The sequence below is a fragment of the Arthrobacter sp. BI5 genome, from assembly GCF_056680065.1.
Genome location: NZ_CM155264.1, coordinates 1168899 through 1194538, shown reverse-complemented (window position 1 = coordinate 1194538; position 25640 = coordinate 1168899). Strand labels below are relative to the sequence as shown.

The 25640-nt window shown below is 68.7% G+C and carries 23 protein-coding genes and 1 tRNA gene; 11 read left to right on the top strand and 13 right to left on the bottom strand.

Annotated elements, in window-relative coordinates; translation table 11 throughout:
* Positions 1–21: 21 nt before the first annotated feature.
* The 4 genes from AC1MED_RS05515 to mca all read right to left on the bottom strand — a co-directional run bounded on the left by AC1MED_RS05515 (position 22) and on the right by mca (position 4227).
* Positions 22–699, bottom strand: coding sequence for an HAD family hydrolase (locus AC1MED_RS05515; protein WP_479785872.1), 678 nt, complete (start codon positions 697–699; stop codon positions 22–24).
* Positions 696–2888, bottom strand: coding sequence for a thioredoxin domain-containing protein (locus AC1MED_RS05510; protein WP_479785871.1), 2193 nt, complete (start codon positions 2886–2888; stop codon positions 696–698). Before AC1MED_RS05510 ends, AC1MED_RS05515 begins: the two co-directional genes overlap by 4 nt.
* Complete coding sequence (locus AC1MED_RS05505) at positions 2863–3240, bottom strand: hypothetical protein (RefSeq protein WP_479785869.1); 378 nt, start codon at positions 3238–3240, stop codon at positions 2863–2865. Before AC1MED_RS05505 ends, AC1MED_RS05510 begins: the two co-directional genes overlap by 26 nt.
* Positions 3241–3321: 81 nt before the next feature.
* Entirely contained in the window at positions 3322–4227 is a 906-nt protein-coding gene (mca, locus tag AC1MED_RS05500) for a mycothiol conjugate amidase Mca (RefSeq protein ID WP_479785868.1), read from the bottom strand.
* A gap of 96 nt (positions 4228–4323) precedes the next feature.
* Between mca and AC1MED_RS05495 the strand changes: the two genes are divergently transcribed.
* Positions 4324–4782: a DUF4307 domain-containing protein gene (locus AC1MED_RS05495; protein WP_479785866.1), complete on the top strand. Its 459-nt coding sequence runs from the start codon at positions 4324–4326 to the stop codon at positions 4780–4782.
* 223 nt (positions 4783–5005) lie between these two features.
* Positions 5006–5500, top strand: coding sequence for a transcription elongation factor GreA (gene greA, locus AC1MED_RS05490; RefSeq protein ID WP_346959484.1), 495 nt, complete (start codon positions 5006–5008; stop codon positions 5498–5500).
* Positions 5501–5559: 59 nt separating this feature from the next.
* On the opposite strand, the gene AC1MED_RS05485 is transcribed toward greA, so the two are convergent.
* From AC1MED_RS05485 to AC1MED_RS05470, 4 genes are all read right to left on the bottom strand, one after another.
* Positions 5560–6153 (bottom strand): rhomboid family intramembrane serine protease, encoded by a 594-nt coding sequence (locus AC1MED_RS05485; protein WP_346959483.1) that lies wholly within the window; start codon positions 6151–6153, stop codon positions 5560–5562.
* A 10-nt stretch (positions 6154–6163) separates the two neighbouring features.
* A complete protein-coding gene (ilvA, locus tag AC1MED_RS05480; protein WP_479779191.1) occupies positions 6164–7402 on the bottom strand; it encodes a threonine ammonia-lyase in 1239 nt (412 codons plus the stop codon).
* 3 nt (positions 7403–7405) lie between these two features.
* Positions 7406–8761 (bottom strand): AI-2E family transporter, encoded by a 1356-nt coding sequence (locus AC1MED_RS05475; protein WP_479785865.1) that lies wholly within the window; start codon positions 8759–8761, stop codon positions 7406–7408.
* A 135-nt stretch (positions 8762–8896) separates the two neighbouring features.
* On the bottom strand, positions 8897–9865 hold the full coding sequence (locus AC1MED_RS05470; protein WP_479785864.1) for an aldose 1-epimerase family protein: 969 nt from the start codon (positions 9863–9865) through the stop codon (positions 8897–8899).
* An 83-nt stretch (positions 9866–9948) separates the two neighbouring features.
* On the opposite strand from AC1MED_RS05470, the gene galT reads away from it, so the two are divergent.
* The 5 genes from galT to AC1MED_RS05445 all read left to right on the top strand — a co-directional run bounded on the left by galT (position 9949) and on the right by AC1MED_RS05445 (position 15030).
* Positions 9949–11124 carry a galactose-1-phosphate uridylyltransferase gene (gene galT, locus AC1MED_RS05465; RefSeq protein WP_479785862.1) on the top strand — a complete coding sequence of 392 codons (1176 nt, stop codon included), beginning with the start codon at positions 9949–9951 and terminating at the stop codon, positions 11122–11124.
* Complete coding sequence (gene galK / locus AC1MED_RS05460) at positions 11121–12281, top strand: galactokinase (protein WP_346959478.1); 1161 nt, start codon at positions 11121–11123, stop codon at positions 12279–12281. Before galT ends, galK begins: the two co-directional genes overlap by 4 nt.
* An 83-nt stretch (positions 12282–12364) precedes the next feature.
* Entirely contained in the window at positions 12365–13600 is a 1236-nt protein-coding gene (locus AC1MED_RS05455) for an acetyl-CoA C-acetyltransferase (protein WP_479785861.1), read from the top strand.
* A 252-nt stretch (positions 13601–13852) separates the two neighbouring features.
* The gene (locus AC1MED_RS05450) at positions 13853–14179 is read left to right on the top strand and encodes a helix-turn-helix domain-containing protein (RefSeq protein WP_479783105.1); all 327 of its coding nucleotides are present in this window, start codon (positions 13853–13855) and stop codon (positions 14177–14179) included.
* Positions 14179–15030 carry an IS3 family transposase gene (locus tag AC1MED_RS05445; RefSeq protein ID WP_479786536.1) on the top strand — a complete coding sequence of 284 codons (852 nt, stop codon included), beginning with the start codon at positions 14179–14181 and terminating at the stop codon, positions 15028–15030. The genes AC1MED_RS05450 and AC1MED_RS05445 overlap by 1 nt, the downstream gene beginning before the upstream one ends.
* A gap of 86 nt (positions 15031–15116) precedes the next feature.
* Here the strand turns inward: AC1MED_RS05445 and AC1MED_RS05440 are convergent, their stop codons facing one another.
* Positions 15117–16055, bottom strand: coding sequence for a Bax inhibitor-1/YccA family protein (locus tag AC1MED_RS05440; protein WP_479785860.1), 939 nt, complete (start codon positions 16053–16055; stop codon positions 15117–15119).
* Positions 16056–16580: 525 nt separating this feature from the next.
* Here AC1MED_RS05440 and AC1MED_RS05435 point away from each other — a divergent pair.
* From AC1MED_RS05435 to AC1MED_RS05420, 4 genes are read left to right on the top strand one after another with little or no spacing between them, the layout of a single operon-like run.
* Positions 16581–17855, top strand: coding sequence for a branched-chain amino acid ABC transporter permease (locus AC1MED_RS05435; RefSeq protein ID WP_479786564.1), 1275 nt, complete (start codon positions 16581–16583; stop codon positions 17853–17855).
* A 9-nt stretch (positions 17856–17864) separates the two neighbouring features.
* The gene (locus tag AC1MED_RS05430) at positions 17865–18833 is read left to right on the top strand and encodes a branched-chain amino acid ABC transporter permease (RefSeq protein WP_479785859.1); all 969 of its coding nucleotides are present in this window, start codon (positions 17865–17867) and stop codon (positions 18831–18833) included.
* The gene (locus tag AC1MED_RS05425) at positions 18830–19936 is read left to right on the top strand and encodes an ABC transporter ATP-binding protein (RefSeq protein WP_346959473.1); all 1107 of its coding nucleotides are present in this window, start codon (positions 18830–18832) and stop codon (positions 19934–19936) included. Before AC1MED_RS05430 ends, AC1MED_RS05425 begins: the two co-directional genes overlap by 4 nt.
* A complete protein-coding gene (locus AC1MED_RS05420; RefSeq protein WP_479785858.1) occupies positions 19933–20706 on the top strand; it encodes an ABC transporter ATP-binding protein in 774 nt (257 codons plus the stop codon). The genes AC1MED_RS05425 and AC1MED_RS05420 overlap by 4 nt, the downstream gene beginning before the upstream one ends.
* A gap of 571 nt (positions 20707–21277) precedes the next feature.
* Here AC1MED_RS05420 and AC1MED_RS05415 read toward each other — a convergent pair.
* From AC1MED_RS05415 to AC1MED_RS05400, 4 genes are all read right to left on the bottom strand, one after another.
* Positions 21278–22630, bottom strand: a complete 1353-nt coding sequence (locus AC1MED_RS05415; RefSeq protein ID WP_346959471.1) for an ABC transporter substrate-binding protein — start codon at positions 22628–22630, stop codon at positions 21278–21280.
* A 292-nt stretch (positions 22631–22922) separates the two neighbouring features.
* Positions 22923–22996 (bottom strand) — tRNA-Leu (locus AC1MED_RS05410).
* Between the two features lie 47 nt (positions 22997–23043).
* The gene (locus AC1MED_RS05405) at positions 23044–24021 is read right to left on the bottom strand and encodes an N-acetyltransferase (RefSeq protein ID WP_479785857.1); all 978 of its coding nucleotides are present in this window, start codon (positions 24019–24021) and stop codon (positions 23044–23046) included.
* Between the two features lie 147 nt (positions 24022–24168).
* A complete protein-coding gene (locus AC1MED_RS05400) occupies positions 24169–25626 on the bottom strand; it encodes an NAD(P)/FAD-dependent oxidoreductase (protein ID WP_479785856.1) in 1458 nt (485 codons plus the stop codon).
* Between the last annotated feature and the right edge of the window lie 14 nt (positions 25627–25640).

Sequence of the window (25640 nt, the reverse complement as noted above, 5' to 3'; positions counted from 1 at the left end):
CGCCCAGCGCCGGCTGACCGCTCAGCCCGGCCGGCCCGCGGCGATGAGCTCCGGGAGCTGGCGCATGTCGTGGAAGACGGTGGTGCCGGGGCCGGCCAGCCGTTCCGCCGGGGTCACGCCGCTCGCGTAGGCGAACACGTGCATCCCCGCGGCCCGCGCGGCCTGCACGCCGTAGGCGCTGTCCTCGACGACGGCGCAGCGGTGCGGCGCTGTCCCGAGCGTGCCGGCCGCGTGCAGGAAGAGGTCCGGGGCGGGTTTGCCGTTGGCGACTTCGGTGGCGCTGAAGATGCGGCCGGCGAAGCGGTGCAGCAGCCCGGTCCGGCCCAGGGTGCGCTGCATCTTGGCGTGGCTGCCGCTGGAGGCGACGCAGTGCGGAAGCCGGATCCGGTCCAGGGCCTCCTCCACGCCGTCGACGGCCGTGAGGTCCCGCTCGAAGGCCTCGTGGTACCACTGCTGGTAGCTCCGGTCCCAGCCTTCAACCAGTTCGATACCGAGCTGCCGTTCCACGGTGGCGATGAAGTTGGACTCGCTGCGGCCGACGAAGCGCCGCACGATCTCCTCGATCTCCAGCTCCCAGCCGAGATCGGCCAGCACCCGCTGGTCCACCCGAACGGAGATCACCTCGGAGTCCACCAGGACACCGTCGCAGTCGAACACGACCAGTTCAAAAGGATCCGGGGCCACCGGCACAGAAGTCATTCAGCCATGCTAGCCAGCCGGTCCCGGAGCGCCTCGACAGAACCCGCCGGAAGCCCGCACACCATGCCGCGGCACAGGTAGGCCAGCGGCGCCCCGTCCGGCGCCGCCGCCCGCCCCCGCAGCAGGGGCACCGGCGCAGCGTCTGCCCCGGCGGCCGGGTCCTGCAGCGCAATCACCAGCCCCGGGCTGGGCGAGTGCAGCAGCGCGCGGTGCAGTGCCGCCCGCTGCGGCGTGTCGGCTCCGGCAACGGCGGCCTCCACCGGGCCGGCGAGCGCGGCCTGCGCCGTGGCCAGCAGCCACCCGGCCACCCGGGGCGCGGTGCCCGCCAGCGGCGGCAGCAGGGACAGGATGTTGCCGGCCATGGCCCGGCGTTCCGCGGATCCGGAGAGGGCTGCGGAGGACAGCAGCACCCCGGCAAAGGCGGCCGCCCCGCTGGGGGTTGCGTTGTCGAACGGGTCCATTCCGGCGCGGCGGCCTTGGGCGTTGAAGACCTGCTCGGACTCGCCGGCAGCGTCGCGCAACACCCCGCCGGCGGCGAACCGCGAGCAGGCCGCCGCCACGACGGCGTCGGCCAGGGCATACCAGCGGGTCCGCCCGGTGACGGCATAGAGCGCGAACAAGCCCTCCGCGCAGAAGGCATAGTCCTCCAGCAGGCCGCCGATTCCGCGGGCGGCGCCGTCGTGGGAGACCCGGACCAGCCTGCCGGGCTCCGTTCCGGTCCCCGGCCTCCAGTGCACCCGCTCGAGGTAACCGGCGATCCGTTCGGCGGCGGCCACCAGCTCGGGCCGGTCCAGCACAGCGCCGGCCTCGGCCAGGGCCGCGACGGCCAGTCCGTTCCAGCCGGCCACCACCTTGTCGTCCCGGGCAGGCTGCGGCCGCGCCGCGCGGGCCTGGCGCAGCACGGGCCGCACCCGCTGCCACAACCCGGTTTCCGGTCCGTCCAGCGCGCGGCCGGGATGCAGCGGCGAACCGGCGTCGGAGACGGTGCCGCTGTCGCGGACGTGCATCAGCCGGGCCACGGCCGGGCCGTCGTCCGGTCCCAGCAGCGCCGTCAGTTCCGCGGGGGTCCACAGATAGCTGGCGCCCTCGGAGTGTTCCCCGTCCACCACGGTGTCCGCATCGAGGGAGGACGCCAGCGCCGCGGCGCCGCCGGCACTGCCCGTGGCCACCGGGGACTCCGCGAGCCCCAGCGAGGACAGCATCCAGTCCGCGGTGCTGCCGGCGACGGCGGCGGCCTCCCCGGCCGGGTAGCCGGCCGTGCCGCCCAGTCGCACCCAGTGGGTGTAGCAGCGCAGCAGCTGGGCGTTGTCGTAGAGCATCTTCTCGAAGTGCGGGACGGACCAGTCGCGGGTCACGGAGTAGCGGGCGAAGCCGCCGTCGAGCTGGTCGAACAGGGCCGAACGCGCCATCGCCGCGAGTGTGCGGCCGGCCAGGTCCGCGGCCGCCGCCGCGGTCCCGGAGCCCGCGGCGGCGTGCCGGATCAGGAACTCCAGGACGGCCGACGGCGGGAATTTGGGGGCGGCGCCGAAGCCCCCGGCGGCATCTTCGCTTCGTGCCAGCGCACGCACAGCCTCGGCGAGCAGCGCCGGGTCAAGGGCAGGCGGGGGCGCGTCGAGCCGGACGGCGGAACCCGCCTGGGCCGTGGCGATGCCGCGGGCCAGGGACTCGGCGTTCTCTTCGAGGGCGCTGCGGCGTTCCAGCCAGGCTTCCCGGACCGCCTCCAGCACCTGGCGGAAGGAGGGACGGCCGGGCATCGGCCGGGGCGGGTAGTACGTGCCGGCGTGGAACGCGCGGCCGTCGGGCAGGAGGAAAACGGACATCGGCCAGCCGCCCTCGCCGCTGATGGCCTGGGTGGCGGTCATGTAGACGGCGTCGACGTCGGGGCGTTCCTCCCGGTCCACTTTCACGGCGACGAAATTGGCGTTCAGGAAGTCGGCGGTGTCCTGGTCTTCAAAGGACTCGCGGGCCATGACGTGGCACCAGTGGCACGCCGCGTAGCCGATCGACAGGAACACCGGGACGTCGCGGGCGGCGGCGAAGGCGAAGGCTGCATCGCCGAAGGGTTGCCAGTGCACCGGGTTGCCGGCGTGCTGGCGGAGGTAGGCAGAGGGTTCCCGGCCCAGGACGTTGGACGCCCCGGGCCGGGCCTCGGAGGGGCCGCGGTCAGCGGTTCCCGGATCCTGTGTCACCGTTGGGCTCCGGCCGGGTGTCCGCTTCGCGGGCCGGCGTGCGGCCGGCAGGGCCGCCGCTTTCCGGCAGTCCGGCGTTTGTGTGCCGGCCCGTGTCGTTCTGCCAGGTTTCCCCGCCCCGGCCGGCCTCCTCGGCAGCCGCGCGCTCTTCCTCCACCTGGGCGCGGTACCGGACCCGGCGGATCCGGCGCACCATGTCCACAATCAGCAGCGCCGTGAGCACCACGATGAACGCGGTCAGCAGGAAGCCCAGCAGGCCCGGGGTGACCTGGTCCTGGTTGAGCCCCGGGCGCAGCGACGGCGTCGGTGTGGGCGCCGGGGATGTCGCCAGGGCGGTGAGCAAGGAATGCACGGTGGAAACCTTCTGTGGGGAGCGTCTTCTGCGGGTCTTCCAGTGCCACTCTTCTACGCGGCATAGAAGTCCCTGCTGGATCTATCTTAGCCCGGCAAAGAAGTCCGTTTCGGGCAGATCCGCGGGGACCCTGGACTGGATCAGCGAGTAGTCTTCCCACGGCCAGGTCTGCCGCTGCATCGCCGGCGACACGGCGAAGAAGAACCCCTCCGGATCGATCTGGGTGCGGTGCGCGCGCAGGGCGTCGTCGCGGGCTTCAAAGAAGTCCCCGCACTCGATCTGGGTAGTGGTGGGGTGCGTGGGCGCCGGCGGGGTGTGCCCCTCGGCGTCGGCCTCCAGCCACGCCGCGAGCCGTTCGGCATACGGCGACTGCAACCCGGCTTCCTCCAGCGCGTAATGCAGGGCGCGGAACCGTTCGGGGCTGAAGGCGCGGTCGTAGTAGAGCTTGCTGGGCTCCCAGGCCTCGCCGGTTCCGGGGTACCGGGCCGGATCCCCGGCGGCTTCGAACGCTTCGACGGCGACCCGGTGCGCCATGATGTGGTCCGGGTGCGGATAGCCGCCGTTCTCGTCGTAACTGAGGATGACGTGGGGCTTGAACGCGCGGACCAGCCGGACCAGCGGCGCGGCAGCCCGCTCCAGCGGCAGGGTGGCGAAGGAACCGACGGGCAGCGGCGGCAGCGGGTCGCCTTCGGGCAGGCCGGAGTCGACGAAACCCAGCCAGCGCTGGCGGATCCCCAGGACCTTGGCCGCATTGTCCATCTCCAGCCGGCGGGCGCCCGCCATGTCCCGCTTGGGGTGCGGCGCGCTCTCCATCGCCGGGTTCTGGATGTCGCCGCGGGACCCGTCGGTGCAGGTGGCCACCATCACGTCGATGCCGGCGGCGGCGTACATGGCCATGGTCGCGGCGCCCTTGCTGGACTCGTCGTCCGGGTGCGCGTGGACGGCGAGCAGCCGAAGCGGGGCTGACGGGCTGGGGGACGCTGTCATCGTGGGACGGCTCCTCTTTCTTCTGCGGGTTCGGTGCTGGACGGGCGGAACAGCGGTGCGGCGACTCCCCCGCCCGATCCACACTAAACTGGACTGGTGACTTCCGAGGAGCAGCCCGCCGCGCCCGCGCCGGCATCTACCAGCCTAGCCAATCGCTACGGCGGCCAAAACCGCGCGCTGGGCGGCCGGACGAAGCGGAACATCCTGATCGCTGCCCTCGCGGCCGGGATCGGCCTGATGGCCTGGATTTCGACGTCGGCGGCCACCGAATCCGTCAGCTTCAAGGACATCGGCTACAGCACCCCCGACGCCACCGTGGCCGAGGTCGATTTCCAGGTCACCAAGAATCCGGAAACGGCGGCCAAATGCGCCGTCAAGGCCCTCGACGCCAAGTTCGCCGTCGTCGGCTGGAAAGTCGTCGACGTCGGCCCCAACGCCGCGGACGCCGGCGCCGACGGCGGCCGCACCACCGTGCACCGGGTGAGCGTCCGCACCGAATCGCAGTCCGTGTCCGCCGTCGTGGACAACTGCTGGATTCCGGACGCCGCCAAGTAGCGGTCCGCCGGCAGGAGCCACGGCCGCACCCGCCCGCCCGCCGGCGTCCGGGAGCAACTGCCGGCGTAACACAGTGTGATCTGCGCCGCAGGGGTTCTTGGGTTTATCCACAGCATTGACTACAATGGATCAATACCTCTACCCCGCTGAGCTGGTTACTGAGATCCAAAAGTGGCCACCGTGGCGGGGTCTTTGCTTGTTTGACCACCAAAAGGAGAAGTCCGTGTCGACCACCAACAGCGCAACTGCAGCTTGGCTTACCCAGGAAGCTTTTGACCGCCTGAAGGCAGAGCTGGACCACCTCTCCGGCGCCGGCCGTGCAGACATCGTTCAGAAGATCGAAGCTGCCCGCCAGGAAGGCGACCTCAAGGAGAACGGCGGCTACCACGCGGCCAAGGAAGAGCAGGGCAAGATCGAAGCCCGCATCCGCCAGCTGACCGTGTTGCTCCGCGATGCGCACGTGGGTGAAGCCGCTGCCGACGACGGAATCGTCGAGCCGGGCATGATCGTCGTGGCGAAGATCGCCGGGGACGAAGAGACGTTCCTGCTGGGCTCCCGCGAAATCGCCGGCGATTCGGACCTGGATGTCTTCAGCGAGAAGTCCCCGCTGGGTTCCGCCATCGTCGGCCACAAGGAAGGCGACAAGCTCAGCTACACCGCCCCGAACGGCAAGGACATCACCGTGGAGATCATCTCCGCGAAGCCGTACGTCGGCTAAGTGCGCAGCGCCCGGCGCCGGCCCTCCCCTGCAGCGGGAGGGCCGGCGTCGGCATTTAACTAGCGTCTGCGGCGCAGCAGCAGGGCCGCGATCACGCCGCCGGCGGCGCCGCCCAGGTGGGCCTGCCAGGAGACGTAGCCCGCCACCGTGGGCAGCACACCGAAGAGGATGCCGCCGTAGGCCAGGAAGAGCACCACGGACAGCAGGATCTGGCCCCAGTGGCGGTTGAAGAAGCCGCGCACCAGCAGGAACGCGAAGAGCCCGAAGACCAGCCCGGACGCCCCCACCGTGATGTTGTGGCCGCCGATCAGCCACACCGTCGCGCCCGAGCCCACCCAGCTCGAGGCCAGCGCCGTGGCGAAGACCCGCACGCCGGACAGGAAGACCAGGAAGCCGAAGATGATCAGCGGCAGGGTGTTGGAGAGCAGGTGGGCGAGGTTGGCGTGCAGCAGCGGAAACGTCACGATGTCCAGCAGCCCGTCGGCGGAGCGCGGCCGCAGCCCGAAAGTGCCGTTGAGCGAGTGCAGCAGCAGGGTGTTGAGGATCTCGATCGCGTAGAGCAGCAGCACGAAGGAGCCCACCACCAGCAGGCCCCGGCGGGCCCGGGCCGCAGGGGTGTCCCGGCGCCGTTCCCCGGGGGACGCTTCGAGCACCGCGGCGCCCCTAGTGCACCACGATCGGCTGGAAACCCTCGGCCCGGAGCGCGCCCAGGACCTGCTCGCAGTGCTCGTGGCCCTTGGTTTCCAGGTTGACGGTGATGGACACGTCGCCCATGCTGATCGAGCCGCCCACCCGGGTGTGGTCCAGGCCGGTCACGTTGGCGTCGTTTTCGGCGATGATCCGGGCGATGGTCGCCAGCGAGCCGGGGCGGTCGTCCAGCATCATCCGCACGGTCATGTAGCGCCCGGCGGCGGAAAGGCCGCGCTGGATGACTTTGAGCATCAGCATCGGGTCGATGTTGCCGCCGGAGAGCACGACGGCGACGGTTCCCGGGTTTTCGATCTTGCCTTCCATCAGCGCGGCGACGCCCACGGCGCCGGCCGGTTCGACCACCATCTTGGCCCGTTCCAGCAGGAAGATCAGCGCCCTGGCCAGCGCGTCCTCGCTGACCGTGACGACGTCGTCGACCAGCTCGCGGATGATGCTGAACGGCAGCTGCCCCGGCCGGCCCACGGCGATGCCGTCGGCCATCGTGGAGACGCGCTTGAGCGGCACGAGCGCGTCGGCCGCGAGCGAGGGCGGGTAGGCGGCGGCGTTTTCGGCCTGCACGCCGATGATCCGGATCTCCCGGCCGAGTTCCTTGGCCCGGGCCTTCACGGCCACGGCGACGCCGGCCAGCAGCCCGCCGCCGCCGACGCCCATCAGGATGGTGTCCACGTTGGGGATCTGCTCGAGGATCTCCAGTCCGACGGTGCCCTGGCCGGCCACGACGTCGACGTCGTCGAACGGGTGGACAAAGACGGCGCCCGTTTCATCCGCGTAGCGTTTGGCCTCGGCCAGCGCCTCGTCCACGTTGTGGCCGTGCAGCACCACCTCGGCGCCGTGGCTGCGCGTCGCGGCGAGCTTGGGCAGGGCGACGCCCAGCGGCATGTAGATGCGGGCCTTGATGCCGAGGGCCTTCGCGGCGACGGCTACGCCCTGGGCGTGGTTGCCGGCCGAGGCCGCGACGACGCCGCGTTTCTTCTCCTCGGCGGAGAGTTTGGCCATCCGCACGTAGGCGCCGCGCACCTTGAAGGAGCCTGCGCGTTGCAGGTTCTCGCATTTGAAATAGACGTCGCCGCCGGCGATGCTGCCCAGCGCCCGGGATGACTCCACCGGGGTCCGCGTAATAATCCCGTCGAGCAGCTTCTGCGCCTCCAGGACATCGTCCAGCGTGACGGGCAGGCTCTCGAGGGTATTCACGAACTAGTCTCCTTTGGGGGTTCCGGCGTCGGCGCCAGGGCGGTGGACCTCCCTGTTGCCCGGGTCCTGGCCGGCGCCGGCAAGTGCAGGGGCTCCCTGCCGGCTCGCGGCTGCCAGCTCTCCATCATGTTCCCACGTTCTGGCCGCAATGTACCGAATGGCCGAGTTTGCTACGGCGAGGATCGGCACGGAGAACAGGGCGCCCGGGATGCCGGCCAGGTAGGAGCCGGCGGCGACGGACAGGATGACGGCAACCGGGTGGAGCGAGACGGCCTTGCCCATCACGAGCGGCTGCAGGATGTGGCCCTCCAGCTGCTGGACCAGCAGCACGATGCCCACCATGATGAGCGCGTTGACCAGGCCGTTGGCCACCAGTGCCAGCAGCACGGCGACGGCGCCGGTGACGAGTGCGCCGACCAAGGGGATGAACGAGCCGATGAACACCAGCACGCCGAGCGGCAGCGCCAGCGGCACACCGATGATCGCGGCGCCGACGCCGATCCCGACGGCATCCACGAACGCGACGAACATCTGGATCCGGGTGTAGCTGACCATCGAGCTCCAGCCGCGCCGGCCGGCGCCGTTCACGGCAGGGCGGGCTTTCCGCGGCATCAGCCGGACCAGGAACCCCCAGATCCGGTCGCCTTCGAGCAGGAAGAAGATCGTGACGAACAAGGCGATCAGGAGCCCGGCGGCGAAGTGCCCGGCGGTGCTGCCGAAGGTCAGCGCGCCGCTGAGGATGCTGCTGCTGTTTTTCTGCAGCGCGTCGGCCCCCTCCTTGACGTAGGTGTCAATCTGGGCGGCGGTCAGGTGCAGCGGGCCCTCGGCCAGCCAGGTCTGGATCTGCTGCAGGCCCTCCAGTGCCTGGCCCCAGAGTTCGCCGAAGCCGGCGGTGAGCTGGCGGCCGACGAGGGCGAGCGCGCCGGCGATGAGTCCGATGAAGCCGAGCAGCGTGATGGCGACGGCGGCGCCGTTGGGCACCCGGCGCCTGCGCAGCCAGCGGGTGACGGGGCTGAGCAGTCCGGCCAGCAGGGCGGCGACCATCACCGGGATGATGAGGAAGCTGATCTTGCTCAGCAGCCAGACGAGCACCCCGGTCACCACCAGGATCAGGCCGATCCGCCACGCCCACGAGGCCGCGATCCGCACGCCGTAGGGAATGTCCTCGTCCACTTCCCGGTCGCTGCGGACCCGGGGAACGGCGTGCGGCACGGGCTCGCGCACACGGGTGGGCAGGCCTGCTTCCGGGGCGGCGGGCACGCCTGCGGGCGTGCCGGCAGGCGGGGAGGAGAGCTCGGGTGCGGCATACCCGGGCAGCTCGGAGTCGGGGCGGGCGGTGGCGTCCTCAGCTGGCGTCATAGCCCAATAATTCCCCAGTGCGGCCCACAAGGGAAACGGCGGAAGGGAAACGCGGCAGGGAATCAAGGCCCGCCAAGCGGCTGGAGGCCGTTCGGGGCAGTACGCCGCCGCACCGCGTCCCGGGCCCGGGCGGGGCTACCTCCCCAGTGACGCGGTGATTCCCCAGCTCATCGTGAAGGACTCCCCCGCCGGCAGCCAGCGCAGCCCGTCGCCGCTGTTGAACGCGTTGGCCGGCCCCGTCATGGGTTCAAGCGCCACCGCCTTGGACCGCCCGGGGTACTGGTCGGTGACGAAGACGTGGACGTAGCGGCAATGCTCGTCCTGCCAGAGGCTCACGCTGCGGCCGTCCGCGGCGCGCAGCGTGCTCCGCGCCACGCCGCCGTCGAACTCCAGGTCCGTGTACGCGCTGTCCAGGTCCAGGGCCCCGGCCAGCCGGCCGGCCCGGAGGTCGAAGTCTCCGGCGGCCGGTTCGGTGCTGCGCGGAATCAGCCGGTCATCGGTCACCAGCCGGGTACGGCCGCTGACGGTGACGGTCAGTTCCTCGCTGGGCACCTCGCCGAGCCGCAGGTAGGGGTGCGCACCGAGGACGAAAGGGGCCGGGTCTGGGGAGTCGTTGACCAGCGTCTGCCGGACGGTGAGCCCCAGGGCCTCGTCCAGCTCGTAGCGCACCCGGTGCCGCAGCAGGAAGGGATAGCCGTGCTGCGGAAATACGGGCGCCTCCAGGGTCACGGAGAATTCCGATTCGTCCACCAGGTCGTAGGACGCGTTGCGCAGCAGCCCGTGGCTGGCGTTGTTCCTGGCCACCTCGGTGATGTCGAGTTGCTGCTTTTTCCCGTTGAGGTGCCAGACGCCGTCCTCCACCCGGTTTGCCCACGGCGCCAGGGTGATACCGGTGGCGCCCGGCGGGATCTCGGCGTCCCCGTAGCTCTCCGTCAGCTGGACGCCGGCACGGCTGTAGAGCCGCAGGCCGGCGGCGAGTTCGGTCACCACGGCCAGGGCGTCGCCGCGGCGCAGCTCGTATTGCCGGCCGCTCGCGTAGCGCCGGGCGGAGGTGTCGGCGGACGGGTCGGAGGGAGCGGAAGCCGGGGAAGCGGTGAGGTCCATGGGCACCACGGTACCGAACCGTGCGCCCGCCCGTACACGGCGGGGCTTTGCCGGAAACTCGTGAAGTCTGATCGAATGATGGAATGTGCGCCAACAGCATCACCAGGGGAACCCTCGCCGACGGCCGGGAGTTCTTCTACTTCGCTGACGCCGGGGGGCACGGCCGTGGCCGTAGCGGCGCAGGCGGCGGCGCCGGTGGCGGTGCCCTGCGGGCTCCCGCCGATCGCCGGACCCTCGACGGACGCGGTCCCGCCGGCGAGCTGCGCTTCGACGCGCTGACCGGTGAGTGGGTCGCCATTGCCGCGCACCGCCAGTCCCGGACACACCTCCCGCCGGCAGAGGAATGCCCGCTGTGCCCCAGCACCCCGGAGCGCCGCTCGGAAATCCCGGCGCCGGACTACGACGTCGTTGTGTTCGAAAACCGCTTCCCCTCCTTGGGCCCCGACCTCGGGCAACTCCCGGAGCAGCCCGCGTGGGGAACCCGTGTGCCGGCGTTCGGGCGCTGCGAGGTGGTCTCGTTCACCCCGGACCATGCTGGTTCCTTCGCCGACCTCGGCGAGGCCCGGGCCCGCACCGTGGTGGAGGCCTGGGCCGTCCGGACCGCGGCGCTCAGCGCACTGCCCGGGATCCGCCAGGTCTTCCCGTTCGAGAACCGCGGCGCTGAAATCGGCGTCACCTTGCACCACCCGCACGGCCAGATTTACGCCTACCCGTACCTTCCGCCGCGGGCCGCGGTGCTGGCCGCCGCCGCGCGGAAGTACTACGACGACGCCGGGCGCCGGGACACGCTCACCGGCTCGCTGCTGCGGGCCGAACGCACGGACGGCAGCCGGATGGTGCTCGAGGGCCGGCATTTCAGCGCCTACGTGCCCTTCGCCGCCCGCTGGCCGCTGGAAGTCCACCTCGTCCCGCACCGGCAGGTGCCCGACCTCGCCGCCCTGCACGGCGACGAGCGGGACGAGCTGGCGCAACTGTACCTGGACCTGCTGCGGCGCTTGGACGCCCTCTACCCCACGCCCACGCCCTACATCGCCGCGTGGCAGCAGGCACCGCTGGATAAAGTGCTGCGTCCCGCCGGCTACCTGCACCTGCAGCTGACCTCTCCGCGGCGCGCGGCGGACAAGCTGAAGTACCTGGCCGGGTCCGAGGCCGCGATGGGGGCCTTCATCAACGACACCACGCCGGAGGAGGTCGCGGCCCGGCTCCGCGGCGCTGGCGCTACAAGCTCCACCGCCGGCACGGAAGGCAGCGCACTATGAGCGTCCCGCTGGGCACCAGTGAACTCCAGTCCCGGTTTGCGGACGTCTTCGGGGCGGACCCCGACGGCGTCTGGCAGGCCCCCGGCCGGGTCAACCTGATCGGCGAACACACGGACTACAACGAGGGCTTTGTGCTGCCGTTCGCCATTGACCGCACCGCCCGGGTGGCCGTCCGGCTCCGGCCCGACTCCACGCTGCGGATGCTGTCCACGTTCGGGAACCAGGGGCTGACGACGGCGGACGCCGCGGCCCTGGACCCCGCCGCGGCCCGGGGGTGGACCAAGTATCCGCTCGGTGTGCTGTGGGCCCTGCAGCAGCGCGGCCTCGCCGTCCCCGGCCTGGACCTGCTGCTGGATTCGGATGTGCCGCGGGGAGCCGGGCTGTCCTCCTCGCATGCCATTGAATGCGCCGTCATCCTGGCCGTGAACGAACTTACCGGCGCCGGCCTCAGCGCCGAGGACATGGTGCTGGCCACCCAGCGCGCGGAAAACGACTTCGTCGGCGCGCCCACCGGGATCATGGACCAGTCAGCCTCGCTCCGGGGCGCCGCAGGCCGGGCCGTGTTCCTCGACTGCCGCGACCAGAGCGTCCGGCTGGTGCCGTTCGACGCCGAGGCCGCCGGCCTGGTGCTCCTGGTGATCGACACCAAGGTCTCGCACTCGCATGCCGGCGGCGCCTACGCGGCCCGGCGCGCGTCCTGCGAACTGGGCGCCGATGTGCTCGGCGTCCGGGCGCTGCGCGACGTCGGGCTCGCGGATCTCGAGGAGGCCGCCGGGCTGCTGGACACGGAAACGTTCCGCCGGGTCCGGCACGTCGTCACTGAGAACGAGCGCGTGCTGCGGACCGTGGAACTCCTCGAGCGCACCGGCCCGCAGGCGATCGGCGCGCTGCTGGACGCCTCCCACGCCTCGATGCGGGACGACTTCGAAATCTCCTGCCCCGAACTGGACCTCGCGGTGGACACGTCCCGCGCCGCGGGCGCCATCGGCGCCCGGATGACCGGCGGCGGGTTTGGCGGCTCCGCGATCGCCCTCATCCCCGCGGACACGGAGCAGCGGGTGCGGGCCGACGTCGGACAGGCCTTCGCGCGCGCCGGCTACGCCGCCCCGGACGTCTTCCGGGTGAGCCCCGCGGCGGGAGCGCTGCGGCTGGCCTGACCGGTTCCTGCCGCGCCGGGGCCTGCGGCACCCGTCCGGGCGTAGGCCGGGCGCCCCGGCCCGTCCGGGCGTAGGCTGGGCGCATGCCGGAAGCCGTCATCGTCGCCACTGCCCGGAGCCCCATCGGCCGCGCCTTCAAAGGATCGTTGAAGGACGAGCGGCCCGATGATCTTGCCGCCGCCATGGTCTCCGCCGCCCTCGCCAAAGTGCCCGCCTTCGACCCGCGGGACACCCGCCGCGGCCTCGACGACCTCTACCTGGGCTGCGCCGAACCCAGCGGCGAGGCGGGGTCCAACATGGCCAGGGTGGTGACCATCCTGGCCGGCCTCGACAACGTCCCGGCCGCCACCATCAACCGCTTCTGCGCTTCCAGCCTGCAGACCATCAGGATGGCGTTCCACGCCGTCAAAGCCGGCGAGGGTGACGCCTTCGTCGCGGCCGGGGTCGAAGCGGTCTCCCGGTACCGCGACTGGGCCGGCGCCGGGGAGACCGACGCCGCCACCCACAACCCGCGCTTTGACGCCGCCCGGAAGCACACCGCCGCCCGGGCAGCGTCCAACACCCCGTGGACCGATCCCCGGCTCGGCGGCCGGATACCGGACATCTACACGTCCATGGGCCAGACCGCGGAGAACGTCGCCACCAGCTACGGCATCAGCCGCGCCGAGCAGGACGCCTGGGCGGTGCAGAGCCAGAACCGGGCCGAGGCGGCGATCACCTCCGGGTTCTTCGGCCGTGAAATCACGCCGTACACGCGCCGGGACGGGGCCGTGATCGCCCGGGACGACTCGCCCCGGGCGGGGGTCACGCTTGACGCGGTGAGCGCCCTGCAGCCGGTCTTCCGCAGCGCGGGAACCGTCACGGCCGGCAACGCCTGCCCGCTCAACGACGGCGCCGCCGCCGTCGTTGTGATGAGCGATTCACGTGCCCGGGAGCTCGGGCTGGAGCCGCTGGCCCGGATCGTCTCCACCGGGGTCAGCGCCCTGTCCCCCGAACTGATGGGCATGGGTCCCGTCGAGGCGACCCGGCGGGCGCTGAAGCTTGCCGGCCTCTCGATCGGCGACCTTGACCTGGTCGAACTTAACGAGGCCTTCGCGGTCCAGGTGATCGCCAGCGCCCGGGAGCTGGGGATCGATCCGGACCGGCTCAACGTCCACGGCGGAGCAATCGCGCTGGGTCACCCGTTCGGCATGACCGGCGCCCGGATGGCCACCACGCTGCTCAACGGGCTGCGCGAGCGGGACGGCACCCTTGGCCTGGCCACCTTGTGCGTGGGCGGCGGCCAGGGCATGGCCGTCATCTTCGAGCGGCTCGGCTGAAGGCCGACGACGAAAAGCGGGCCCCGCCTTCTGAACTGCTCCCCGAAAGTTGAACTGAGAATTCAGTTCTGACTTTCGGGGAGCAGTTTTATGCATGGAAGAAGTTCGTTGTCCGAGGGGCAGCGCGAGGCCGCGGTAGCGTTGTTTGAGGCAGGCTGGGGAGACAGGGCTGTGGCGAACCGGCTCGGGGTTAGCAGAAAGCCGATCGGTCGTTTGCTTGACCGTTGGCGAGTGCGTGGAGGATCGACACTGGTGTATAAACCAACGAAGCGAGTGTTTACGTTCGAGTTCAAGCTCGATGTTGTTCGGCGGGATCTTGCCGGCGAGAACCGGGTGGCTCTCGCGAAGGAATTGGGGTTGTCTTCCCCGGTGCTGATTCGTAGGTGGACGCAGCTTTACCGGGAGCAGGGCGAAGACGGGCTTCGTCCGAGGGCCAAGGGCCGCCCGAAGGGAAGTCCGGGCACTGCCGGCAAGCCCGAATCAGAGCTCCAGCGCCTGCGCCGTGAGAACGAGCGCCTGCGCGCCGAGGTTGCCTTCCTGGGAAAAGTGCAGGCCTTGAGAAACGAGGAACGGCGGTAATCGTCCGCGCCGTTATCGCTCTCAAGGCTGACCACCGCCTCGAGCTGCTCCTGGACGTTGCCGGGTTGGCCCGGTCGACGTTCTTCTATCACCAGGCACGTCTGCAAGAACCTGATCCTCAGGAGCTCCTCAAGGCCGAGGTCACTGACATCTTCGAGAAGAACCATGGCCGATATGGGCACCGCCGCATCCACAGTGAGCTGCTCAAGCAAGGGTGGACGGTTGCGAAGAAGACCGTGTTGAAGGTGATGCGCGTCCTCGGGCTGGTCTGCAAGGTCCGGCGGAAGAAGCGCTACAACTCCTACAAAGGTGAACAGGGCAGGGTTGCCCCTAATCTCCTGAACCGCGAGTTTGACGCCACAGCCCCGAACCAGAAGTGGGTGACTGATGTGACCGAATTCAGCGTCGGTGACCAGAAGCTCTACCTTTCCCCGGTCATGGACCTCTTTGATCGGCAGATCATCTCCTACACCATTGGCACATCCCCCAACCTGGCGCTCACCAACACTTCTCTGCAGCAAGCCCTGACCTGTCTTCACCCTGGCCAGCAACCGCTGGTGCATTCGGATCAGGGATTCCAATACCAGCACATCTCCTGGCGTGGGCTCCTTGAGGGCGCTGGCGCCGTGCAGTCAATGTCCCGCAAGGCCAACTGCTACGACAACGCGGTAATGGAGAATTTCTTCGGCCATCTCAAGGAAGAACTCTTCCACCGGGTCCGGTTCCTCAGCACTGATGCACTGGCAACGGCCCTGCACGAGTACCTCCGCTGGTACAACAACGACCGAATCTCGACAAAGCTAAAGGGCCTGAGCCCGGTGCAATACCGAGCCCAGGCCCTCGCGGCTTAGGATCTTACTTGGCCAGTCCAACTTTCGGGGACCAGTTCACTTCCGGCGGGGCCCGCTTCGTTCGCTACGCGGTGGTTCTGCTGCGGCTAGTCGTCGCCGCGGAGGATGGCCAGCAGTCGGATGATCTCGACGTAGAGCCAGACGAGGGTGACCGTGAGGCCGAACGCCGCGGTCCAGGAGAAGCGCTGCGGGGCGCCGCTGCGGACGCCGGCTTCGATGCTGGTGAAGTCCATGATCAGCGAGAAGGCGGCCAGGCCGATCGCGAGCAGGCCGATGAAGACACCCAGCGGGATCCCGAAGATCTCGAAGCTGGTGCGCAGGCCGAACGGGGAGTCCACCGCACCGGTCCACATCATGACCATGTTGATGAGCGCGAAAACGGCGTAGCCGATCATGGCGATCATAAAGAAGCGCATCGCCTTGGGCGTGGCGCGGACCTTGCCGCTCTTGAACAGGACCAGCGTGACGGCGAAGACGGAGAGCGTGCCGATCACGGCCTGGAGTCCAACGCCGGGGAACATCCCGTCGAGGATCCGGGTCAGGCCGCCGAGGAACAGGCCTTCAAGGGCGGCGTAGGCAAGGATCAGCGCCGGTGAAGGCTGCTTCTTGAAGGTGTTGACGAGGGCCAGGACGAAGCCGCCCAGCGCACCGACGATCATCAGCATCGAGGCCAGGCCCTGCGCCACCACGAGGGTGACGGCCGCGCCCGCGATGACGGCCGCGAGGCAGGCCGTGGTCTTCATGATGACGTCATCAAAGGTCATGCGGCCGCTGTCGGCCGGCCCCGCGGCAGGGCGGTTGTACATGTCCTGCAACTGGTCGTTGCTCATCGCCTGCTGTGCCGGGTTCCAGCCGGCCTGGGCCTGGCCGAATTGGGGCTGGCCATACTGGGGCTGGCCATAGCCGTTCTGGCCGTACGGCGCCTGGCCGTAGCCCTGCCCGTAGGGGGCCGGCGGGGCAGGCGGTGCCTGGGTGGCTCCACGGAAGTTCTTTCCGTTGAAGATCGGGTTTCCGCCAAGTGCCATTGCTGGTGTCCTCCAAATTAAGGGGGTAAGTGATGATCGGTGGTGAAGATCGGTATGACTCACGCTACCAATTCCCACGCCCGGCGGGCAGGGATAGTTCCCGGCCGGCTCCGGCCGCAACCCAACCGTGATGTGGCGGGGCGCAACCGGGGCGCCGTCGGCCCCACTGTTTAGGAATCCTCGGGAACAACAAAAGTTTTCTTTAGCCATGCTAAATCGAGTCCTAGGTCCGGCTTCACGGTTGTTACGCGATCGCGACGTTATCCCTGCTCGCGGCGGCAATAGTTGGCCCGCCCGGGCTGTAACATTGGGCCAACAGGGTGACGAACGTCACAAGGACGACTGCCGCAAGGCAGGCCGCTCCATCGCATCGCAGTAACCGCTCCATCCCGTCCCCCTGACTGTTCGCAGCGGTTGCAATGGCGCAACCCAGACCACCCCCATGTGGAGGTTTTCAATTTGAGAAGCACACCGAAAGGCCTGTCGCAGAGACGGCGCGGCAGACTGCTGAAAGCTGTGGGGGCCATGTTCGCCGCCGTGGCCGCCCTTCTGCTCATCGTCGCCCCAGCATCCCAGGCCGCGACGCCGTCGCCGACACCATCCCCGTCGAGCACCACGTTCCAGAACAGCATCAGCGGTTTCCTGCGCGGCGATGACCGCGCCCCGCTCGCGGATGTCACCATCACCGCCAAGAGCGGCGATTTCACCGGAACCACCAAATCGGGTGCCAATGGCTCCTGGACCATCGGCGTCCCCACCCAGGGGACCTACGAGGTCGAGCTGGACGAAAAGACTCTCCCCGAGGGCATCAAGCTCGCCGACGGCCAGGAAAACCCCCGCAAGGTCACCTTCAGCCAGACGTCCAACCTCTCGGTGATCTTCGCCTTCGGCAAAGGCATCGTCGTCCAGGAGCAGGACTTCGGCCAGAACCTGCTTAACCGGCTGGTCGCGGGCCTGAGCTTCGGTTTGCTCCTGGCCCTCGCGTCGGTGGGCTTGTCCCTGATCTTCGGCACCACGGGCCTGACCAACTTCGCACATGGCGAGATGGTTACGCTCGGCGCCGTCCTGGTCTTCGGCTTCAACGCCATGAACCTGCCGTTCTGGCTCTCCATCATCCTTGCGCTCCTCGGCGGCGGCCTGTTCGGCTACGTCCAGGACGCCGGACTCTGGAAGCCGCTGCGGCGCCGCGGCACCGGACTGGTCCCGATGATGATCGTCAGCATCGGCCTCGCCCTCGCCGTCCGCTACGTGATCCAGTTCTACTTCGGCGGCGCCACCCAGCAGCTGCCTTTCGCCCAGAGCGCGGAAATTCAGATCGGGCCGGTATCCATCTCGCCCAACAACCTCTGGTCCCTGCTCATCAGCGTCGTCGTCATCGCCGTGCTCGGCGTCGTCCTGCTCAAGACCCGGCTCGGCAAGGCCACCCGCGCGGTGGCCGACAACCCGGCACTGGCCGCAGCCTCCGGCATCGACGTCGACTCGGTCATCCGGATCGTCTGGGTCACCGGCGGCATGCTCGCCTCGCTCGGCGGCATTCTCTGGGCGTACTACCGTCCCGGCGTCACCTTCGATATGGGTTCGCAGATCCTGCTGCTCATCTTCGCCGGCGTGACCCTCGGCGGCCTCGGCACGGTCTGGGGCGCCCTGTTCGGTTCCATCATCGTCGGCATCTTCGTGGAGCTGACCACCGTCTTCGGCCTCGCTGCCGACCTCAAGTACGTGGGAGCACTGTTCATCATGATCGTTGTCCTCTTGTTCCGGCCTCAGGGCATCCTGGGCCGCCGCGAGCGCGTGGGTTAGGAGACAGACATGGACTTCGGATTTATTCTTTCCAGCGCTGCCGGTGAATTGTTCAGCCCGACGACGGCGGCGTACGCGCTCGCCGCGCTCGGCCTGGCGGTCCACTTCGGTTACTCGGGCCTGCTGAACTTCGGCCAGGCCGGCTTCATGGCGGTGGGGGCCTACGGCTTCGCCATCTCCACCCTGACCTTCCACGTGCCGTTCTTCGTCGGCTTGCTGATCGCCGTCGTCTGCTCGGCAATCTTCGCCCTGCTGCTCGGCATCCCCACACTCCGGCTGCGGGCCGACTACCTGGCCATCGTCACGATTGCGGCCGCGGAAATCGTCCGCTACATCGTCACCACCAACCAGCTGACCTCGGTGACCGGTTCGGCCAACGGCCTGGCCGCCTTCGAGGGCGACTTCTACGCGATGAACCCGTTCCCCGACGGATCCTACTTCGGCATGAACAACCGCGACTTCTTCATCCGCGTGGTCGGCTGGGGGCTCGTGATCATCTGCTGCCTGCTGGTCTGGCTGCTGATGCGCAGCCCGTGGGGCCGTGTCCTCAAGGGCATCCGCGAGGACGAGAACGCTGTCCGTTCGCTCGGCAAGAACGTCTACTCCTACAAGATGCAGGCCCTCGTGATCGGCGGCGTGCTCGGAGCACTCGCGGGCATGGTGTTCACCCTTCCCCGCGGCGCGGTGCAGCCGGCGAACTACGGCACCGAGCTGACGTTCTTCCTCTACACCTGCCTGCTGCTCGGCGGGCTCGGCACTGTGCTGGGCCCGGTCGTCGGGGCGATGATCTTCTGGGTCGTCCTGTCCCTCACCCAGGGCGTGCTGTACGGCCTGATCGAATCGGGCGCCGTCACGTGGCTGAACACGGTCCAGGCCGGCCAGCTGCGCTACATCCTGGTCGGCATCGCACTGATGCTGCTGATGATCTTCAGGCCCCAGGGCGTCTTTGGCAACAAGAAGGAGCTGGCGTTCGCATGAGCATGCACAGCGAAAAACCACAGGCGGGCGCCGGGACCTCCGGCGCCGCCGAGACCATCGACTACATGACGGACTCGCGTCCGATTGCCGCGGGCGAGACCGCCCCCGGCTGCAAGAAGCGCGACCCGATCCTGGTGGCGGAAAACGTCACCCGCAGCTTCGGCGGCATCAACGCCGTCGACGTCGAATACCTGGAGATCCCGCGGCACAAGATCACGGCCCTGATCGGTCCCAACGGCGCCGGTAAGACCACGCTGTTCAACCTGCTCACGGGCTTCGATACGCCGAACACGGGCAAGTGGCAGTTCGAGGGCAACGGCCTGGCCGGCGTCTCCTCCTACAAGGTGGCGCGGATGGGCATGGTCCGCACGTTCCAGCTGACCAAGGTCATGGGAAAGCTCACCGTTATGGAGAACATGCGCCTGGGCGCCTCGCAGCAGTCCGGCGAGAAGCTGTCCAAGGCCCTGTTCAAGGGAATCTGGGGCGGCCAGGAAAAGAAGATCACCGAAGAAGCCAACGTGCTGCTGGCGAAGTTCAAGCTCGATGCCAAGAAGGACGACTACGCGGCGTCCCTCTCCGGCGGGCAGCGCAAGCTCCTCGAAATGGCACGCTCGCTCATGGTGAAGCCCAAGCTTGTGATGCTTGACGAGCCGATGGCGGGCGTCAACCCGGCGCTGACCCAGTCCCTGCTGGACCACATCAAGAACCTCAAGGCCGAGGGCATGACCGTGTTGTTCGTCGAGCACGACATGCACATGGTCCGCCACATCGCCGACTGGGTTGTGGTGATGGCCGAGGGCAAGATCGTGGCCGAGGGGCCGCCAGCCGAGGTCATGAAGAACCCGGCCGTGATCGACGCCTACCTGGGCGCCCACCACGATGTGGACCTGGGCGACTCGGAAGGCATCAAGGAACTCGCGGCCGAGCTCGAGGCCGACGAGGAATCAATCGTCGGCACCGAGAACGCGGGGGTCATCTCCTCCGACGTTCTCATGACGGAGACACCCCGGCCCGATACCGCCAGCGGCGCACCACACGGCCGGCGGAGCGCCGAGGAGCCCCACAGCGGCGAGCCGAACCGGACAGAGAAGGACACGCAATGAGCGCCACCAGCGCGGCCCCCGCCGCTAAGAACGGATACGACGGCGACTCGGTCGTCAAGGTCACCAACTTGGTGGCCGGCTACATCCCGGGCGTCAACATCCTCAACGGCTGCAGCATTGAAGCCCGCAAGGGCGAGCTGATCGGCATCATCGGGCCCAACGGCGCCGGCAAGTCGACCCTGTTGAAGGCCATGTTCGGCCTCGTCAAGGTCCACTCCGGCTCCGTGGTGGTCCGCGGCCAGGACATCACCGGGCTGAAAGCCAACAAACTGGTGAGCCGGGGCGTCGGCTTCGTTCCGCAGACCAACAACGTGTTCGCGGCCCTGACCATCGAAGAAAACCTCCAGATGGGGATGTTCCAGCGGCCGAAGGACTTCGCCGAACGGTTCGACTTCGTCGCGGAGTTGTTCCCGGAACTGGCCAAGCGCCGGGCCCAGCGCGCCGGGTCGCTCTCCGGCGGCGAACGCCAGATGGTTGCCATGGGACGGGCCCTGATGATGGACCCGGCCGTGCTGCTGCTCGACGAGCCCTCGGCAGGCCTCTCCCCCGTCAAACAGGACGAGACGTTCCTGCGGGTGCACGAGATCAACCGGGCGGGTGTCTCCGTGATCATGGTGGAGCAGAACGCACGGCGCTGCCTGCAGATCTGTGACCGCGGCTACGTCCTGGACCAGGGCAAGGACGCGTACACGGGTACCGGACGGGAACTCATGAAGGATCCCAAGGTCATCCAGCTGTACCTGGGCACCCTGGCGGACACGGTCGACTAGCCCGGCCATCACTGTCCCGAGGGGCCGTCACCAGCCGGTGGCGGCCCTTTTGCGCGCCCGGCGGGTGAGCGGTGCTCCCGTGTACCATCCGGGCGCCTCCGCAGCCACTTGCTCGGCGCCTGCGCTCGTTCCTCACGCAACAACGGCGCTTTCGCAAGCGCCTGCCTCCGTCGCCCTTAGCGTTACTCTCACCGAACGCTATCCGCGGCGGGCCATGTTTCCGCGGCGGTTCCGGACTGGCGCACCCCGGATCCGCGGCGCCCCTGTCCGAATCCGTAGCGAGAATCCGGTGCCGCCGCCCCCAGCACCTGCAGCCGCGCCCCGACGTCGCCCGGTCCTCCCGGTCCCCACACTCAGCTCCCGTCGTCCCCGCTAGACCCCGACGGCGTCACGCTGCGCAGGATTTTGGGCGGCTTTCCGCGGGCCGGGTTGGATTCCCGGCGTCGGACGGTCACCCGGCGGTCCGACGGCTGCTGAGCGTCACGGTGGGCCTCCGGTGGCACCTCCCCCGCACGCAAGAAACCCCCGTCCGGAAGGGACGGGGGTTTCTTGGTTGTCTGGGGAAGCGGCTTTACAGCTTGCCGAATTCTTCCTTGACGGGCTTGTAGCTGTTGTCATCCTGGAACTCGTAGATGCCGATGTAGGCTTCCGTGGGGTCGCCGGCGTCGGAGAACGTTACGGGGCCGGACTGGCCGTCGTAGTCGATGTCCTTGCCGTTGCGGAGCAGGGTGACGCAGGAGGCGTAGTTGTTGCACTTCTCGCCGCCTTCGGAGACTGCCTTGAGCTGCTTGGCGATATCAACGCCCTTGGTGCTCTTGGCAGCTTCGGAGGCCAGCGCGATCAGGTTCACGGCGTCGTAGGACTCGCCTGCGTAGCTGTAATCCTTGAGCGCCGGGTCGATCGCGAGGAGCTTCTTCTTGAAGTCATCCTTGGCGAAGGTGCCCGGGATGGTGCCCTGGGCGCCCTTCAGGGTGCCAGCCTTGAAGTCCTTGCTGTAGTCGGACATGTTGCCGTCCACCATGAAGATCTGGGTGGGCTTGATGCCCTTGCCCGTCATGAGCGGAACGATGCTCTTGGCCTGGTCGAAGGTGATCAGGGCGATGGCATCCGGCTTGGCCGCGAGGACCTTGTCCACCTGGCTGCTGAACTGGGAGTCGCCTTCGTTGAAGAGCTCCTCCGCCACAACCTTGCCGCCGGCAGCCTCCACTGCGGACTTGACGTTCTTTGCAAGACCCGTGCCGTAAGCGTCGTTCAGTACGATCATGCCAACGGTCTGGGCGCCACAGGTGGCCATGTAGTTGCCGAGGACCTTGCCCTGCAGCACGTCAGAGGGGGCGGTGCGCCAGTAGAGGCCCTTGTCGTCCCACGTGGTGAAGTCCGGTGAAGTGTTGGCCGGTGAGAACTGGATGACGCCGGCGCCGGTGATCTGGTTGATCACGGTCTTGGAGACGCCTGAGGAGGCGGCACCGATGATGGCGCTGACGCCCTGGCCCAGCAGTGCAGTGGTGGACTGCGTGGCGATGTCCGTCTTGGTGTCACCGGAGTCGCGGTGGATGACCTGGACGGGCTTGCCGAGGACGCCGCCGGCGTCGTTGACTTCCTTGATGCCAAGGTTGACGCCCGCGATTTCGGGCGGGCCGAGGAAGGCCAGGGAGCCGGTGGTCGGCAGCAGGGAGCCGATCTTGAGCGGGGTGTCCGTGGTGGTCGAGGACGCGGGCACGGAACCTTCCGCGCTGGCCGAGCTGGTGGCGCCACCGGTTGCGCTCGGGGCCGGGCAAGCGATGCCGGCGGCCTGGGCGGATGCCGAGCCGGTGGTTGCCGACGGCGTGGACGACCCGCCACAAGCCGTAGCCAGAAGGGCGACGCCGAGGCTAAGCGCTGTGAGCTTAGCGATGCGCGGCGCCACCTGGGGGAGTGAAGTCATAGAGAAATCTCCTCGATCTAAAGGTGCGAACGGCCTTTGATGCGAAAGATCAGGTGTTCCTGATTTAGCTTCAAGCTAATGCAATTTCCGTCCGGACAGAAGTGACTACGGTCACATCCTTATAACACTCGTTGCATAGGGGAAATCAGGCGGCGGGAAAAGCGCCATACCGGCCCGCAAGCCGCCGAAAACCGGGGGTCCGCCGTCGCGTTCTCTGTCGGACGCACGGCCGGCCGGGGGCGCTAAAGGCAGCAGGACAGCAATTGTGGCGCACGATGCGGCAATTGTGAAGTGCCCCAGGTGGGACTCGAACCCACAACACGCGGATTTTAAGTCCGCTGCCTCTGCCAATTGGGCTACTGGGGCGCCCGGTCAATGGTATCCCGCCGGAGGGGTATACCGACGGCGGGCTGCTAGGACGCGGCCTGAGGTCCGTCGAAGGGCGCCGCGTAGCGGAACACCCCGCTGACGCCGCCGGGCCAGAGCGCGAGCGGCAGCAGCTGGAAATGCTCACCCCAGGCAGGGTCCGGTGCCTGCACGTTCAGCGAGGTGGAGGGCACAAAGCCAAAGCGGGCGTAGTAGTCGGGGCTGCCGAGCAGCGCGATGCCCCGCTCCCCCGCGGCGTTGGCCCGGTCGATGGTTTCCTTCATCAGCGCCGAGCCAATGCCGTGCCGCTGCAGCCGCGGCAGCACCCCGATCGGGCCCAGCCCCAGCAGCTCCAGCTCATCCGCCCAGCCGCGGGTGCTGATGACGTGGCCGACGATCTCGCCGTCCAGCTCAGCGACGATGCTGAATTCCGGCAGGTACTCCCCGCACTCGAAGAGCCGACGCAGCAGGTCCACTTCCTCCGGTTCCCCTTCAACCGGCAGGCCCGTGACCGGCGAGATGGAGAAGGCCGCCGCGGTGAGTGCCAGGAGCGCCGGCCGGTCCTCAGGCAGCTCAGAGCGCAGGACCAGTTGTGGCGCCGGCTGCTGCCCTCCGCCGTTCGCCGAGCGGCTGTTCAGGGACAATTCGTGGAGAACTTCGAGGGCCCGCTCGGCTTCGGCCACCGGAACGAGCAGATGGTCGTGGTGGAAACCGGCCAGCACATTGCAGCTGATCTTCGCCTCGGTCAGGGCGGCGCTGACGGCCGCGGTAAGCCCCAGGGCCTCCAGGGATGAATGCACTTGCAGGGTGATCCACGCCGCCACGAAGTCGTACTTCAGGCCAAGGGCGTCGGCGTCGGCCCGCGGCAGCACCACGGTCAGCCCCTCAGCTTCCCGGACGGCGGCGGCAATGTGGCCGGCCAGCGGTTTGCCGTGCGGCCACAGGGCGTAGACGTACTCGCCCTCGCGGATCACCGGCCGCATGGTCGCGAGCAGGGTATGCAGGTCCTTTTCAGCGGGAGTCATGGGCCCAGTCTAGGCAGGTGGGCCCGCCCCTCGGCCAATCCGCCCGGCAATCCAGGCGGCGCTGGCCAGCAGTGGCCTGCGGCACCAACGACGACGGCGGCCGCTCCCCTTCGAAGGGAACGGCCGCCGTCGTCGGGCTGCTGCGGGCTACTTGGCGTCGGCCGAGACAGCTTCCTTGGCACGCGTCTCGGCGGGCTTGTCCGCCGCCGGTGCCGCGGGTGCGGCGGCCGGCTTGGGAGCCGGTGTCGCTGCGGCCACGAAGGCCCCGCGCGGGTTGTCCAGGTCCATCAGCTGGGTGGTGTCGCGGCCCAGGAAGAGGGCCCAGAACCAGCCGGAGATCACGCGGATCTTGCGCTCGAACGTCGGCATGGCCAGGCCGTGGTAGCCGCGGTGGGCGAGCCAGGCCAGCGGGCCCTTGAGGCCGATGCGGCCGATGAGGTTGATGTTGGCAACGCCCTTCCATTCGCCGAAGCCGGCGACGGCGCCCAGGTTCTTGTGCTTGTAGTCCTTGAGCTCCTTGTCCCAGCGGGAGGCCCACAGGTTCTTGGCAAGGCGCTTGGCCTGGCGCAGCGCGTGCTGGGCGTTGGGGACGCAGGTGCCGTCCGGCAGGCCGCTGCCGGTGAGGTCCGGCACGGCCGCGATGTCGCCGGCGGCCCAGGCGTTGTCGATGATGCCCTCGTCGCCGGAGACGCGCAGGTCCGGAAGGACCCGGACGCGGCCGCGGGGCTCGAGCGGGAAGTCGGTGGAGCGGACCATCGGGTTGGCCTGCACGCCGGCAGTCCAGACCAGGGTGTCGGATTCGAATTCCTGCGCGGGGGTCTTGTCCGGCAGGTTGATCAGCTTCAGGGAACCCTCGGCGTTGTCCAGCGAGGTGTTCAGCAGTACCTCGATGCCGCGGCTGCGCAGGTGCTCGACGACCCACTCGGCCTGGTTCGCCGTAACCTCGGGCATGATCCGGCCCATGGCCTCGACCAGGACGAAGCGGACTTCCTCCTGCTTGACGCGCGGGTTGTTCTTGACCGCGGCGCGGGCCAGGTCTTCCATTTCGGTGATGCACTCGATGCCGGCGAAGCCGCCGCCGACGACGACGAACGTCAGGGCGCGGGCGCGCTCGACCGGATCGGTCATCAGCGAGCCGGTTTCGATGCGCTCGAGGACACCGTTGCGCAGGGCTACGGCCTCCTCGATGGTCTTGAGGCCGATGCCCTTGTCCGCGAGGCCCTTGATCGGGAACGTGCGGGTGATGGCGCCGGCGGCCAGCACGACGTCAAAGTACGGGACCTCGAAGTTTTCGCCGCCGTCGGCCGGTGCCACCACGGCCGTGCGGTTGGCGTGGTCGATCGAGGTGACGCGGCCCTGGATCAGTTCGGTCTGCTTAAGGTGCTTGCGGTGCGAGACGACGGCGTGCCGGGCCTCGATGTTTCCGCCGGCCACTTCCGGCAGGAAGGGCTGGTAGGTCATGTAGGGCAGCGGATCAACGAGGGTGACGATGCCACCGGCATTCGCGATCTTTTTCTGCAGTTTGAGGGCTACGTACAGGCCGACGTACCCGCCGCCGACGACGAGTACCCTGGGACGGTCCTGGAGCTGAGGGGTGGATGCCATGGGTCAAGAATACC

What these genes read in the sequence shown, in the direction of transcription:
- AC1MED_RS05515 (WP_479785872.1), bottom strand. Translation starts at nt 699, where the DNA reads ATGACTTCTGTGCCGGTGGCCCCGGATCCTTTTGAACTGGTCGTGTTC.
- mca (WP_479785868.1), bottom strand. Translation starts at nt 4,227, where the DNA reads ATGACAGCGTCCCCCAGCCCGTCAGCCCCGCTTCGGCTGCTCGCCGTC.
- AC1MED_RS05475 (WP_479785865.1), bottom strand. Translation starts at nt 8,761, where the DNA reads ATGACGCCAGCTGAGGACGCCACCGCCCGCCCCGACTCCGAGCTGCCC.
- AC1MED_RS05470 (WP_479785864.1), bottom strand. Translation starts at nt 9,865, where the DNA reads ATGGACCTCACCGCTTCCCCGGCTTCCGCTCCCTCCGACCCGTCCGCC.
- galT (WP_479785862.1), top strand. Translation starts at nt 9,949, where the DNA reads ATGTGCGCCAACAGCATCACCAGGGGAACCCTCGCCGACGGCCGGGAG.
- galK (WP_346959478.1), top strand. Translation starts at nt 11,121, where the DNA reads ATGAGCGTCCCGCTGGGCACCAGTGAACTCCAGTCCCGGTTTGCGGAC.
- AC1MED_RS05455 (WP_479785861.1), top strand. Translation starts at nt 12,365, where the DNA reads ATGCCGGAAGCCGTCATCGTCGCCACTGCCCGGAGCCCCATCGGCCGC.
- AC1MED_RS05440 (WP_479785860.1), bottom strand. Translation starts at nt 16,055, where the DNA reads ATGGCACTTGGCGGAAACCCGATCTTCAACGGAAAGAACTTCCGTGGA.
- AC1MED_RS05435 (WP_479786564.1), top strand. Translation starts at nt 16,581, where the DNA reads ATGTTCGCCGCCGTGGCCGCCCTTCTGCTCATCGTCGCCCCAGCATCC.
- AC1MED_RS05430 (WP_479785859.1), top strand. Translation starts at nt 17,865, where the DNA reads ATGGACTTCGGATTTATTCTTTCCAGCGCTGCCGGTGAATTGTTCAGC.
- AC1MED_RS05425 (WP_346959473.1), top strand. Translation starts at nt 18,830, where the DNA reads ATGAGCATGCACAGCGAAAAACCACAGGCGGGCGCCGGGACCTCCGGC.
- AC1MED_RS05420 (WP_479785858.1), top strand. Translation starts at nt 19,933, where the DNA reads ATGAGCGCCACCAGCGCGGCCCCCGCCGCTAAGAACGGATACGACGGC.
- AC1MED_RS05415 (WP_346959471.1), bottom strand. Translation starts at nt 22,630, where the DNA reads ATGACTTCACTCCCCCAGGTGGCGCCGCGCATCGCTAAGCTCACAGCG.
- AC1MED_RS05405 (WP_479785857.1), bottom strand. Translation starts at nt 24,021, where the DNA reads ATGACTCCCGCTGAAAAGGACCTGCATACCCTGCTCGCGACCATGCGG.
- AC1MED_RS05400 (WP_479785856.1), bottom strand. Translation starts at nt 25,626, where the DNA reads ATGGCATCCACCCCTCAGCTCCAGGACCGTCCCAGGGTACTCGTCGTC.